This is a genomic window from Sphingomonas sp. MMS12-HWE2-04 (assembly GCF_044881185.1).
Classification (GTDB): Bacteria; Pseudomonadota; Alphaproteobacteria; order Sphingomonadales; family Sphingomonadaceae; genus Sphingomonas.
On the sequence record NZ_CP173254.1, the window covers coordinates 1,982,142 to 1,994,218 of the forward strand.

General features: G+C 65.7%; 10 protein-coding genes and 1 tRNA gene. 6 read left to right on the forward strand and 5 right to left on the reverse strand.

The genetic code is table 11. The features are described 5' to 3' along the window. Positions 1 to 159: 159 nt before the first annotated feature. Together AB2M62_RS08980 and AB2M62_RS08985 are read left to right on the forward strand one after the other, a co-directional pair. Entirely contained in the window at positions 160 to 1,614 is a 1,455-nt protein-coding gene (locus AB2M62_RS08980; RefSeq protein ID WP_404339873.1) for a methyl-accepting chemotaxis protein, read from the forward strand. 72 nt (positions 1,615 to 1,686) lie between these two features. After that, positions 1,687 to 2,196: a GAF domain-containing protein gene (locus AB2M62_RS08985; protein ID WP_404339548.1), complete on the forward strand. Its 510-nt coding sequence runs from the start codon at positions 1,687 to 1,689 to the stop codon at positions 2,194 to 2,196. A gap of 2 nt (positions 2,197 to 2,198) precedes the next feature. Here AB2M62_RS08985 and AB2M62_RS08990 read toward each other — a convergent pair whose 3' ends face one another. Beyond that, positions 2,199 to 2,591: a hypothetical protein gene (locus AB2M62_RS08990; RefSeq protein WP_404339550.1), complete on the reverse strand. Its 393-nt coding sequence runs from the start codon at positions 2,589 to 2,591 to the stop codon at positions 2,199 to 2,201. Continuing rightward, on the reverse strand, positions 2,588 to 4,573 hold the full coding sequence (locus tag AB2M62_RS08995) for a putative bifunctional diguanylate cyclase/phosphodiesterase (RefSeq protein WP_404339552.1): 1,986 nt from the start codon (positions 4,571 to 4,573) through the stop codon (positions 2,588 to 2,590). Before AB2M62_RS08995 ends, AB2M62_RS08990 begins: the two co-directional genes overlap by 4 nt. 79 nt (positions 4,574 to 4,652) lie before the next feature. Between AB2M62_RS08995 and moaA the strand changes: the two genes are divergently transcribed. The 3 genes from moaA (at position 4,653) to AB2M62_RS09010 (ending at position 6,579) form a co-directional block, all read left to right on the forward strand. Beyond that, entirely contained in the window at positions 4,653 to 5,666 is a 1,014-nt protein-coding gene (moaA, locus tag AB2M62_RS09000; protein ID WP_404339875.1) for a GTP 3',8-cyclase MoaA, read from the forward strand. Continuing rightward, positions 5,663 to 6,430: an NAD kinase gene (locus AB2M62_RS09005; protein WP_404339554.1), complete on the forward strand. Its 768-nt coding sequence runs from the start codon at positions 5,663 to 5,665 to the stop codon at positions 6,428 to 6,430. The genes moaA and AB2M62_RS09005 overlap by 4 nt, the downstream gene beginning before the upstream one ends. Positions 6,431 to 6,504: 74 nt before the next feature. Then, positions 6,505 to 6,579, forward strand: a tRNA-Asn gene (locus AB2M62_RS09010). Positions 6,580 to 6,707: 128 nt separating this feature from the next. Here the strand turns inward: AB2M62_RS09010 and AB2M62_RS09015 are convergent. Continuing rightward, the gene (locus AB2M62_RS09015) at positions 6,708 to 7,043 is read right to left on the reverse strand and encodes a hypothetical protein (protein WP_404339556.1); all 336 of its coding nucleotides are present in this window, start codon (positions 7,041 to 7,043) and stop codon (positions 6,708 to 6,710) included. Positions 7,044 to 7,045: 2 nt separating this feature from the next. Between AB2M62_RS09015 and AB2M62_RS09020 the strand changes: the two genes are divergently transcribed. Beyond that, positions 7,046 to 7,675 carry a DUF4198 domain-containing protein gene (locus tag AB2M62_RS09020; RefSeq protein ID WP_404339558.1) on the forward strand — a complete coding sequence of 210 codons (630 nt, stop codon included), beginning with the start codon at positions 7,046 to 7,048 and terminating at the stop codon, positions 7,673 to 7,675. A 49-nt stretch (positions 7,676 to 7,724) separates the two neighbouring features. On the opposite strand, the gene AB2M62_RS09025 is transcribed toward AB2M62_RS09020, so the two are convergent. Together AB2M62_RS09025 and AB2M62_RS09030 are read right to left on the reverse strand one after the other, a co-directional pair. Further along, positions 7,725 to 10,547, reverse strand: a complete 2,823-nt coding sequence (locus AB2M62_RS09025; RefSeq protein WP_404339560.1) for a TonB-dependent receptor — start codon at positions 10,545 to 10,547, stop codon at positions 7,725 to 7,727. Between the two features lie 197 nt (positions 10,548 to 10,744). Continuing rightward, positions 10,745 to 12,076 carry a glycoside hydrolase family 27 protein gene (locus AB2M62_RS09030; protein ID WP_404339562.1) on the reverse strand — a complete coding sequence of 444 codons (1,332 nt, stop codon included), beginning with the start codon at positions 12,074 to 12,076 and terminating at the stop codon, positions 10,745 to 10,747. Position 12,077: the final 1 nt, after the last annotated feature.

A 12,077-nucleotide genomic window follows, 5' to 3' on the forward strand; every position in this document is an offset into this window, starting at 1 on the left:
CCGCAATTCTGCAGTGTTTAGCATGCGTGAATATACCTAGCGCGGGGCCTCTCGCGCAAATGATCTCCTAGAATAGGATAGAAGGCGGCGGCTTACGCTCGCCTTGAAAGTTCTCAGGAGACCGTGTTGTCCGACGATATTAGCTCGCGTCTGGAATTCATGGAGCTGGATTCCGCCCAGAGTGACGTGCTGCGCGCCGCTCGCCCGGCGATCACCGCCGTCATCGGCAAAGCCCTGGATCGATTCTATTCGCGCGCCCAGCGCACGCCGGAGACTGCACGCTTTTTCAGCAGCGCCCAGCACATGGCCAAGGCAAAGGCTGCACAAGAAAAGCATTGGGACCACATCGCCCGGGGTGACTTTGACAGCGCCTATTATGCCAGCACGCGACGGATCGGGGCGACGCACGCCCGCATCGGGCTGGAGCCGCGTTGGTATGTCGGCAGCTATGCATTAGTCGTCGAGGAACTGATTCACGGCGTCGCGAAGCGCATGCCGCTGTGGAAGCGGCTCATCGCACTGGTTCGTCCCGAAATCGCTCACCAGACCAGCATCGCACTAGCCAAGGCGGCGCTGCTCGATATGGAGTTGTCGCTCTCGGTCTATTTCGAAGAAGCTCAGGCCTCGCGCAACATCGCGGTGGCGCAACTCGAACGTGCACTCAACTCCCTTGCCGACGGCGACCTGACCCAAGAACTATCGGCAATGCCCGAGAGCTTTGCCGCGCTTGAGCGCAGCTATAACGGCACGCTTGGCAAGATCCGCACCATGATCGCGGCGGTGACCGACGGCACGGCGCGGATCAACGCGGGTGTTGGCGAGATCGCCCAGGCATCCGAGGACCTTGCCCGCCGCACCGAAAGCAACGCCGCCAGCCTCGAAGAGACTTCGGCCGCGATCACCCAGATGGATGGACAACTCAAGACCGGCGCTGGCGCCGCACGCTCCACTGTGGGCCGCGCGGACCAGGCGATCACCACTGTTACCGACGGTCGCAGCATCGCAGATGATGCTGTCAAGGCAATGAACCGCGTCGCGGATGGCGCCAAAGGCATCGACAGCGTCATCGAGGGTCTCGACAAGATCGCCTTCCAGACGCGCGTTCTCGCGATGAATGCGGCAGTCGAAGCCGGGCGGGCCGGTGAAGCTGGCCGTGGCTTCGCAGTGGTCGCCGACCTCGTATCTGCCCTCGCCATGCGGTCCGAAGAAGAAGCGGCTCGTGCACGCGACCAGCTGACTGCTACGCAGACCGACATCGTCTCGGCAGTCGAGATGGTTGGCAAGGTGGACGGTGCGCTTGCCAACATCTCAGAGGATGTGGCTCAGGTCCATTCCCTGCTTGGCGACATGGCCACCGACAATGTTGCGCAGGCAACTGCGATCGGCGAGATTTCGTCGGCCGTGGGTACCATGGATCGTTCTACTCAGCAGAACGCTGCAATGGTCGAGGAGACCTCGGCAGCGGCGCGCAACCTTGCGCACGAAGTCAGCGCGCTTGCGGAACTTACCGGCGCATTCCAGATCGAACCGTCGGCGCCACGCAATCGCCTGCCGGGCGGCAGCTTCAAGCCGCTTCCCGCAGCGGCGATCGCGGCGCTGGTTCGGCCGCACTAAGCTTGAGGATGTAGCTTCCGCCCTCGCCTCCCGAATTTCCTGCTGCTAAGGAGCGGTCATAAAAGGCACCCTATGCGCACAATGTCCGAGCACCCCTGGAAGTTGGCAGAGGCAACCAAGCGACTTGGTGACGCTGCCGATCAGGTCGACATTATCGAAACGCTGCGCCAGTATGCGCGCCGCGCTTCCGGTGCTGACGGGATCGCCGTGATCTGCCGCGAAGGTGCGATGGTCACTTATGTCGCAGAAGACGCACTCGGGCGGCTGTGGACAGGGCAGCGCTTCGTGATCCGGCATTGCATCTCCGGCCTGGCGATCCTTGAGCGCGCGCCAATTCTAATCCCCGATACGCTCGCTGATCCGCGCGTGCCCCAGGCCGTCTATGCCGCCACCTTCGTGCGCGGCATGGCGATGTTCCCGATCGGCGCACCGGAGCCGAGCATGGCACTGGGCGGCTATTGGGCGAAACCGAATGCGCTCGATCCCGCTGCGCTCGAAATGCTCGAGGAGCTCGCCGCTCTGGCGACCCAGGCACTGAAGAGGATCGCCCTGTCCATGCCCGGCGCGCGTCTCGCCGGCTGACTTCAGCGCAGCGTCAGGACGTCGGCCTCCTCGGCTTCCAGGTCTTCCACCGCAAACTTCTCGCGCTGCATGGTGAAACGGCCGCGATAGTGACGCAGGCTCCAATTGCCGTCGATCGCGGTGGCGTCTTCATTGACGGTGCCGCGATAGTGCACGGCGTGGCCCAGCCGGCCGCTGCGGTCATATTGCTTGACCCATTCGATCGAGGCGCCGTGACGCGTGCCGCTCACCGAGGCACGCAGCGTGTCGCCCAGCGGATCGGGCTCGCTCGTCGTGCCGTTAACGGCGCCGACGATCTCCTCGAGCACCGCGATGAAGCCATTGGGATAGATGCCCGGATCCTCGGCATCCCAGCGGCCATACCAGACGCCACTTACATCACGTGGATCGCTCATGCCGCCACCAGCCGAGTGAGTTCGGGCACATCGATCGGCTGCGAGCACAGATAACCCTGGAAATACTGGCAGCCTTCCTTGGCGAGCAAATCGAGCTGTACCTCGGTCTCGACGCCCTCCGCCACGACCGAGAGCCCGAGCGAACGCGCCATGTCGATCACCCCGCGCACCACCACACGGTCGCGCGCCGAGCCGGCAATGTCCTGGCTGAGGCGCTTGTCGATCTTGAGATAGTCGAGCGGCAGCGCCTTGAGGTAGGCGAGGCTTGAATAGCCGGTGCCGAAATCGTCGATCGCGACGCGGCATCCCGCAACCCGCAAATCGTTGAGCAGCCGCGCCGCCTCGCTGAGATCGGCCATGATCCCGCTCTCGGTCACCTCGATGGTGAGCCGCGACCGCGGAAAGCCGCTGGCATCGATGCGGCCGAGCAGGTTGTCGACGAAATTGGGTCGCGAGACGTCGCCCGCCGTAACGTTGACCGACAGCCGCAACCCCGACAGCGACGAGGGCCATTGCGCCGCCCCGGCAAGCGCGCGGCGCTGGATATGGTCGCTGAGCGCCGCCTCCAGCCCGGCGCGCTCAGCCGCGGCGAAGAGAGTCTCGGCGCCGATCTCGCCTAGGGTCGGGTGGTGCCAGCGTGCGAGCGCCTCGACGCCGGTGATCCGCCCGCTCGCGATCGCTACCTGGGGCTGATAGCGCACGCCGATCTCGCCGCGCTCAAGCGCGTGGTGGAGATCGTTCGCAAGCTCCTCGAACGACGGTGCACCGGGCTCGGACGGCGGCGCATCGCCGAGCAGCGCTTCGCTGGCACGACGCAGCAGCGCCGCCGCCGAATCGCCGGGCACGCTCGCCACGCTCGCCAGCCGGGCTCCGAGCGGCGCGATGATGCCCCCGGCGACGAACGGGCGCTCAAGCGCTTCCTCGATGCTCTTGGTCGCGCGGCCGAGCCGGGCAGCGTCGATCCCTTCGCTGGCGACGAGGAATTCGGAGCCGCCGATCCGCGCCACGATGGCGCTCTTGCCGAGCGATTCGCGCGCCAGCTCGGCGACGCGCTTGGAGACGCTGCGCAGCAGCTCGTCGCCGGTGGCGCGGCCATAGGCAGTGTTGACCGTGTCGAACCGAGTGAGCCCGATCAGCACCACGCCAACGGTCTTGTCCTCGCCCAGCTGCCGATCGAGCCAGCGCCGCGCGCTGGGCCCGTCGCGCGCGCCGGTCAGCGCGTCGCGCACGGCGGCGCTAGCATCCGGCGCAATGCCGAGCGCCTCGACCAGGGCATGGACGCGGCTGGTGCGCGGATCGAACTGGAGGTGCTGGACCAAGCGGCCCACGCCGGCCAGATCGTGCGCGAAGGCCGTCGAGGTGTTGGCGTCGCCGAGCCGCTTGAGCGCGGTGCGGGCGAGCGATCGATCGGCGCGGTCGAGCCGCCGCATCACGGCGCGCAGCCCCGGCGCCTCGGCAAGGTCGAGCAAGCTCGCCAGTCCCGGCGTGAGCTGGAGCGAGCGCATCTCCGGATCATAGCGCCAGCCGAGCGGATCGGTGGGGCCGCTGGCCTGGCCCGTCCAGCCCGCAAGCCGCTCGACATGGCGGAAGGCGAACCGGATGGCATGCGCCATTGCGGCCGACGACATCGGGCTGGCTAGGAAATGCGTCGCCCCCGCCTCGTGGAAATGGCGCATGTGCACGGTGTCGCTCTGCGAAACGAGAATGAGCATCGCCGAGCCATGCGCCTCGACCGTCGGGCCCAACAGCTTGGCGGCTTCGAGACCGTCGGTCATTGCCCCGCGTGCGTCGATCACCGCGACCGCCGCGCCGCTCGCCAGGAAGCGGCGCTCGACGCCTTCGGAGCGCCGGGCGGCCACCACGCGCCACCCGCCGCCGGCTGCGGCGGCAGCGACCTCGTCGCGCTGGCGGAACGACAGCACGAAGACCGGGGTCTCGGGGGCAGCGGCGTTGGTCTCGATAACCGTGAAATCGTCGTCCATCACACCCTCGATAGCGACAACATCGGCCCGCCGCCATCCAAGGGTTGTTTGCATGCCCACGAAGCCCTACCCCAGCCCCATGGCGTGCTCCGCAGCCCTTGACGATCGCAAGCTGATCGACGGCCATGGCCGCGCGATCCGCTATCTGCGGATCTCGGTCACCGATCGCTGCGACCTGCGCTGCCGCTATTGCATGGCCGAGGAGATGACGTTCCTGCCGCGCAGCGAATTGCTGAGCCTCGAGGAGATCGCACTGATCGCCGAGCGCTTCATCACCCGAGGCGTCCGGAAAATCCGGCTGACCGGCGGTGAGCCGCTGGTGCGGCGCGACATGATCGAGCTGGCCCGGCGGCTGGGCCGGCAAGTCGGCACCGGGCTCGACGAGATCACGCTGACCACCAATGGCACCAGGCTGGCCGATCATGCCGAGGCGCTGGCCGAAGCGGGTGTACGGCGCATCAATGTCAGCCTCGACAGCCGCGATCCCGAGACGTTCCGCTACATCACCCGACACGGCCAGATCGATCGCGTGCTGGCCGGCATCGCCGCGGCCAAGGCGGCTGGGCTGGCGGTCAAGATCAACATGGTCGCGCTGAAGGGCCTCAACGAGGACGAGATCGCGCCGATGCTCGAATGGGCCGTGGCGGAAGGCCACGACCTTACTTTGATCGAGACGATGCCGCTCGGCGCGATCGAAGAAGACCGCGCCGATCGCTTCCTGCCGCTGCCCGAAGTGCTCGCGCGGCTGCGCAGCGCGTTCGACCTGATCGGCGATGCCCATGTCAGCGGTGGCCCCGCCCGCTATCTGCGGGTTGCGGGCACGGCGACCCGGCTGGGGCTGATCTCGCCGCTGACCTCCAATTTCTGCGCGACGTGCAACCGGGTGCGGCTGTCCACCGACGGCAAGCTTCATATGTGCCTGGGCCATGACGATTCGGTCGACCTCCGCGCGGCGATCCGCGAAGGCGGGCTGGCCGCAGTCGATCTGGCGATCGATACCGCGCTGGGCCGCAAGCCCGAGCGGCACGACTTCAACATCGTCCGCGGCGCCGCGCCGGCGGTGGCACGACATATGAGCGTCACCGGCGGATGACGACGCGCGCGCTTGTCGCTTCGCCGACTCCCCCTGCCCAGATCGCCGCCGAAGAGCTGCGCGCCACCTATGACTGGGTGCCGATCGACCAGGCCGACGAGATCGTCGCGCTGGGTGGCGATGGCTTCATGCTCCAGACGCTCCACGCGATGCTGGAGACGCGGCGGATGGTGCCCGTGTTCGGAATGAATTTGGGCACGGTCGGCTTCCTGATGAACGACTGGCGGCTGGAGCGGCTCGACGATCGGCTGGCCAAGGCGCGGCCGTTCCGCGTCTCGCCGCTGTCGATGACCGCGACGACGGTGGACGGCGAGACCTTCCTGCTGCCCGCGATCAACGAAGTCTCGCTGCTGCGCGAGACGCGCCAGACCGCCAAGCTGGAAGTGACGGTCAACGATCGAATCGTGCTGCCCGAGCTGGTCTGCGACGGGATCCTCGTCGCGACGCCAGCGGGATCGACTGCGTATAATCTCTCGGCGCAGGGCCCGATCCTGCCGCTCGGTTCTGCATTGCTGGCCCTCACCCCGATCAGCCCGTTCCGCCCGCGGCGCTGGCGCGGCGCGATCCTGCCCGAGAAAACCCGCATCGGCATTCGCGTACTGGAGGCCGACAAACGCCCGGTCAGCGCCGTCGCCGATCAGCGCGAAGTGCGCGAGGTTGCCAGCGTCGAGGTCGAGATCGACCATAATCGCGACCTCACCTTGCTGTTCGATCCGGAGCACGCGCTGGACGATCGCATAACGATGGAACAATTCATCGCCTGACCCCTTGCAATGTCCGAAAACCCACGGCATAGGCGCCCCTCCGCAGCGGCCCAGGCCGCTTAAGAAGACGGTTTTCCCCGGTAGCTCAGCGGTAGAGCGTTCGACTGTTAATCGAATGGTCGCCTGTTCGAATCAGGCCCGGGGAGCCACTTCCACTTCAGCCGATCGCTCGCGACGTACCCGCCACCCACGGACGTGCGCCGGCAGATCCCTGCTGATTTGCCAACCTTTCGGTTGGGCATTGTCAACCTGCCATCCTGCTGATTTTGCAAGAATATCATCTTGCGGTCGGTTGACACACTTGACTCGAAACGCCGTTTTGCGCGGTCGCTTGACTCACCCCTTGGCGCATCGGCGCCTGGCGCGGAACGTCGCAAAAGTCACGGTTGCGGCGGGCTTGGTCCGATATGTCAAAGAGCGGCGATACCTCGCTTGCGCGAGATAGTGCGTCGGCGGCGATGTTCAACGTTTGTTCTCCACGTTCGATCCTTTTGTTATTGATAGTGACTCGCAGCTTGCGCCGGGCTAATTCCTGCGCAGGCCCGGCGGGCAGCGGCCGCAGCGCTTCGGCGCCGCTTTCGCGCATGGCCCTTTTCGCATCCAAGGAGCCCATCGATGATCCGGAAATTCTTGCTCGCCGCGCTGCTCGCGAGCGCCACCACCGCACAGGCGCATGAAGTGTGGATCGAGCGCGACGGCACCGGCCCCGCCCGGATTTATCTCGGCGAGCCCGGCGAGCCGGTGCCCGAGGGCGGCGACCCCGAATTCGCCAAGCTCAAGGCCCCCAAGCTGATCAACCACAATGGCGCCGCTCTGGTGCGCAAGGCGGGCTATCTGGAGGTCGCCGTGCCTGCCGGCGACGTGCGCGCCTGGGACGATGCCGTGTTCGAGCCCTGGGGCGAGGCCGGTAAGAAGGAGAGCGTGGTCTATTATGCCCGCGCAGGCCGCAGCGAAACGCGTGCGGCGATGCCGTTCGAGATTGCGCCGGTGACGGCGCATGGCGACCGCTTCGTCGTGCTGCGCGACGGCAAGCCGGTGGCCGGTGCGCGGGTGACCGTGATCACGCCGGACAAATGGTCGAAGGGGTTCATTGCCGATGCCAGCGGCGTGCTGCGCGTGCCGGTGCGCGAGAAGGGCCGCTATCTGCTCTCGGCGACGCAGAAGGACGAAGGCGCGATCGCCCATCCCAGCGGCACGCTGGCGGCGCTGCACCGCATCGCGACGACCAGCTTCGTGGTGGAGTGAAGGCTCTTTCCCTCCCTGCAAGCAGGGAGGGGAAGCCAACAGTGGCCGCTTATTTGAGCGAGTAGCGCAGGCCGAGCGCGAAGGTGCGGCTGAGCAGCGTCGTGCCGAGATTGTCGGTGGTCGGGCCGCCGGCATCGCCGAACTGATAATAGGTCTGCATCTTTTCCTTGGTCAGGTTGACCGCGTCGAGCGTGACGCCGAGCCGGTCGCTGACATTGTAGGTGAGCTGCAGATCGAGGCTCCGCTCCGGCCGGCGCCACACGCCGATCGGATTGGCGAACAGCCGCGCCTCGTTGTTGGCGAGGAACTCCTTGCGCCAGACATAGGAAAGGCGCGCGCCCAGCCCGTTCTTATCATAGGCCAGGGTGGCGTTGTACGACAGGTCCGAGACGCCGAAGAACGAATTGGTGCTCTCGCCGACGATGTTGCCGGCGGCATCGGCCTGCGGGATGTTCTGCTTCGAATCGAGGATCGTCACGCTGCCGACAAAGCCGAGACCGTCGAGCGGACCGGGCAGATAGGTCGGGAAATAGGTGGCGCCGATCTCGATGCCCTTGAGCACGCCGTTCGAGGCGTTGACCGGGCGGGTGATCGCGAAATAGTCGGTCGCGCCGGCGACGATGCCGTTGTTCGGGATATATTCGCGCACCGTGAGCGGCACCACCAGGCCTTCGATCTCGCGGCGGAAACCGGTGACGAAGACCGCGCTGTTGCGCTCGAAATACCATTCGGCGGCGAGATCGTAATTCTTCGAATGGGTGGGCTTGAGGTTGGCAGTGCCTGCCGTGCCGCTGCCATAGCCGACATTGGTGAGATCGCCGGTCAGCGCATAGTTCGGGTTGATGTCGCTGAAGTTGGGGCGACGCAGCGTCTCGCCATAGTTGAAGCGCAGGCGCAGCTTGGGCGTGATCTCATAGCGCGCCGTGAAGCTCGGCAGCCAGCGGTTCGAGCCACTGGAAACGTGGGTCTGCGCGCCATTGTTGTAGCGATCGAAGAAGTCATAATCGGTATCGACATCGACATAGCGGACGCCGGCCTGGAGCTTGAGCGGCCGGCCGAGGATCGACACCTCGCCATCGGCCTGAAGATAGGCCGACATCGTCACTTCATCGATGTCGAACACCTTCTGCAGGCTAAGCTGGTCCGAGGTCTTCAGGCCATAGAGCGTGCGGACCTTGTCGGCATTGTCATAGAGCCAATAGCCGTTGGCGAGCACCCAACTGCTCGGCACATCGGCGCGGCCGTCGAAAAAGCCCGAATTGGTGAACTGCGCGTCTTCGCCGAGCGAGGCGAGCGACACGCCGAGATTGCCGGCGTCCTGCGTCCGAATCCGCGTGGACGCCTTGCGGTCGTCGATCCGGATGCCGGCCTTGACCTGGCGGAGGAAGCCTTCGTCCCAGGTATAATAGCCGTCCAGCGTGCCGGTGAGCGCGCTGCCCTTGTCCTGGCTGGCATTGTCGTAGAGCTGCGCGACGTTCCACACACTGGGATCGGTGAGCAGCGAATCGTCATCGAAATGATAGGACGGGATGCCGCCGCCAGCGTTGAAGTCCGCGGTGATCTGGCTGGCGACGCGATCGGTGCGCATCGCGAGGAAGGCAGTGCTGTACTTGCTGGTCTGATAGGCGACGTCACCGACGATCTTGCCGCGGCTGCCCAGATCCCATTGGCCGTTCAGCGCGAAGACATAGCTGTCGGTCTTGCTCTTGGTATAGTCGCCGCTGTTGAAGCCATAGACATCGTCGACGGTGCGCGACTTGATGATGTTGGTGCCGTCATAGAGCTCGACCGCGCCGGGATTGCCCCACCAGTCGACGAAGCTGAACTGCAGGCTGTTGAACGTCTCGCCGCGGAAGCCGGTGTAGAAGGCCTCGGCGGTGTAGACCGAGCTGCTGTTGGGCGCCCATTGCAGCGCGATGTTGCCGCCGATGCGCTCGCGCTTGCCGTAGAGGTCCGAGCTGAACACCGCGTCGCGCGACAGATAATAAGGCGTGGCGACGCCGTTGATATTGAGCGTCGAGCCCGGCGCGGTCGGCAGGCCGGCATTAAGGCCCGGCGTCCAGTTGACGTTGTCGTCGCCCGGAAAGATGCGCTCGAGCCGCGACAGGCCCGAACCCGCCGGCGGCGTCTCGGTGGCGAACGGTACCAGCGCGCCCGCCGTGGTGGTCATATTGCGATATTTGGTGCGGCTGTAGCTGCCGTTCGCGAGGATGCCGATGTCGCCGATGCCAGTCGTCCAGCGGTTCGACACGAGCAGCGCCGCGTTGGGATTAATCTTGTCGGCCTGCTCGTCATAGATGCCGCGGGCCAGCGCCGAGATCGCGAAGCCTTCGAAATCGAACGGGCGGCGCGTCTTGACGTCGATCTGGCCGGCGAGGCCGGTCTCGATCTGGTCGGCCGAGCGCGTCTTGTAGACGTCGACCTGCTTGACGAGGTTCGCCGAGATGTCCTGGAGCGAGAAGGACTGGTTGGCGGCAGTGAAGATCGTGCGGCCGTTGAGCGTGGTCAGCGGATCGCTGAGGCCGCGGATCGTGACCGTCGCGGCTTCGCCGCCGGCGCGATCGGTGACCTGGATGCCGGTGACGCGCTGGAGCGCTTCGACCACGTTATTGTCGGGCAATTTGCCGACATCCTCGGCGACGATCGAGTCGACGATCTGGGTCGAATCGCGGCGGACGTTGAGGGCGCCGACGATCGAGCCGCGCACGCCGGAAACGACGATTTCGTCTTCCTCGGTGAGTTCGCTCGATTGCGGATCGGCCGGAGCGCTGGCCTGGGCGGAGTCGTCATTGACCGTCTGGGCGAAGGCCGGGCCGGCAAGGGCGAGCGAAGCGAATGAAACGGTGCACAGAAAACGAGGCTTGAACGCCATAATACCTCTCCTCATGCCGCGGCCCTCGGAGGGTCGGGTCGTTATTACTCCGACAAAATTATTTCGGACCGACGGGGCGCGCAAGCGGTTTTGTTTGAAAATGCGGTTTGCTGGTGAAGCGTTGCCGAAGTGCAACGGATTGGCGGGCCCGCTTTTTGGGCCGACCCTGTGTCCGACTAATGTCTGATAAATATGGTTTAGATGTCGAACCGATACAGGCCCGCGCCGTGCGCTGGCAGTGCGGTTTCGAACATACGGTCTGCCCGGCCGAGTGCGCGGCGCTCCCACAAATTCCGGACGTTACTCGGCGTAATTGCGACGCGATCGAGCCGGACGCTGACGCTGCGCGGCTTGTCGGTGGTGTTGAACAGCGCGAGATAACGCCCACCGCCGGGCGCATCGGCAGTCCACACGCGCAGGCCATCCTCGAGAAAATGCGGCCGGTTGCCGGTACTGTGCTGGTTGACTGCGAGCACTTCGGGGTTGGTTAGGAGCGCGAGCGTCGCCGCATCGAGATGGCGCAGATCACCACCCATGATCAGCGGCGAGCGCGCGATCGACCACAGCGTCATCAGGGTGCGCTGTTCGTCGGGCGTAAACTTGGTGTCGCGCTCACCGAGCGCGAGGCGGCCGAGCGGGAGCATGTCGGCATCGGGCCAGCTGTCCGGCCCGGCGAACGCCGCCCAATTCTCGAGCCTTGTGAACTGCGCCTCGAGCAGCGGCCATTCGTCCCAGAAATCGTCGCTGATCCGCCACATCTGCGCGAATTTCCGGACATGCGCGCCGCGCGCGACGGGCGTTTCGCCGGGCGACAGGCTCAGGACGATGGGCCGGCCGGTCCTGGCGATCGCCTTGTGCGCCGCCTCGATCTCGGGCGCGTGCGCGTCATAGGGACGGCTCATATCGTCCATCTTGACCAGATCGACGCCCCAGGAGGCGTAGAGCGCGAAGACGCTGTCATAATAGGCCTGAGCACCCGGCTTGCCCATGTCGACGCCGTACATGTCCGGGTTCCACGGGCAGGTGCTCGCGGTGTCGGCGATATCACGGGCACCATAGCGCGTGCCGAACACCGGCAGGTTGCGCTCGACCGCGAGCCGCGGGATGCCGCGCATCAGATGGATGCCGAAGCGCAGCCCCAGCGCATGGACCTTGGCCGCAATCGGCGCAAAGCCCTTGCCGCCCGCGGCCGAGGGGAAGCGATTGGGCGCCGGGAGCAGCCGGCCATAGCCGTCCATCTCGGGCTGGGGCCGGGCGTTATAGGTGTAGCTCTTCGCCTCGGGCTCGTACCATTGGATGTCGATGGTGAAGATGTCGTAGCCCGAGGGCAGCAGCTTGGCCGCCTGGATCGCCGCGGTCTCGAGCGCCTGTGCCTCGGTGATCGTGGTGGCGAAGCTGTTCCAGCTGTTCCACCCCATCGGCGGAGTCGGCGCGAGGGCTTTGCCCCGGGCACGCGCCGCGGACGGCCCGGCAACGGCAAGCGCCGCCGACCCCGCGAGGCTGGCCGAAAGCAGCGTGCGCCGATCCATA

Excerpts from the sequence above, each read along its gene's own strand:
- AB2M62_RS09030 (WP_404339562.1), bottom strand. The coding sequence starts at position 12,076 with ATGGATCGGCGCACGCTGCTTTCGGCCAGCCTCGCGGGGTCGGCGGCG.
- AB2M62_RS09015 (WP_404339556.1), bottom strand. The coding sequence starts at position 7,043 with ATGGGCTCCTTGGATGCGAAAAGGGCCATGCGCGAAAGCGGCGCCGAA.
- AB2M62_RS08980 (WP_404339873.1), top strand. The coding sequence starts at position 160 with ATGGAGCTGGATTCCGCCCAGAGTGACGTGCTGCGCGCCGCTCGCCCG.
- AB2M62_RS09005 (WP_404339554.1), top strand. The coding sequence starts at position 5,663 with ATGACGACGCGCGCGCTTGTCGCTTCGCCGACTCCCCCTGCCCAGATC.
- AB2M62_RS08990 (WP_404339550.1), bottom strand. The coding sequence starts at position 2,591 with ATGAGCGATCCACGTGATGTAAGTGGCGTCTGGTATGGCCGCTGGGAT.
- AB2M62_RS09020 (WP_404339558.1), top strand. The coding sequence starts at position 7,046 with ATGATCCGGAAATTCTTGCTCGCCGCGCTGCTCGCGAGCGCCACCACC.
- moaA (WP_404339875.1), top strand. The coding sequence starts at position 4,653 with ATGGCGTGCTCCGCAGCCCTTGACGATCGCAAGCTGATCGACGGCCAT.
- AB2M62_RS08995 (WP_404339552.1), bottom strand. The coding sequence starts at position 4,573 with ATGGACGACGATTTCACGGTTATCGAGACCAACGCCGCTGCCCCCGAG.
- AB2M62_RS08985 (WP_404339548.1), top strand. The coding sequence starts at position 1,687 with ATGCGCACAATGTCCGAGCACCCCTGGAAGTTGGCAGAGGCAACCAAG.
- AB2M62_RS09025 (WP_404339560.1), bottom strand. The coding sequence starts at position 10,547 with ATGGCGTTCAAGCCTCGTTTTCTGTGCACCGTTTCATTCGCTTCGCTC.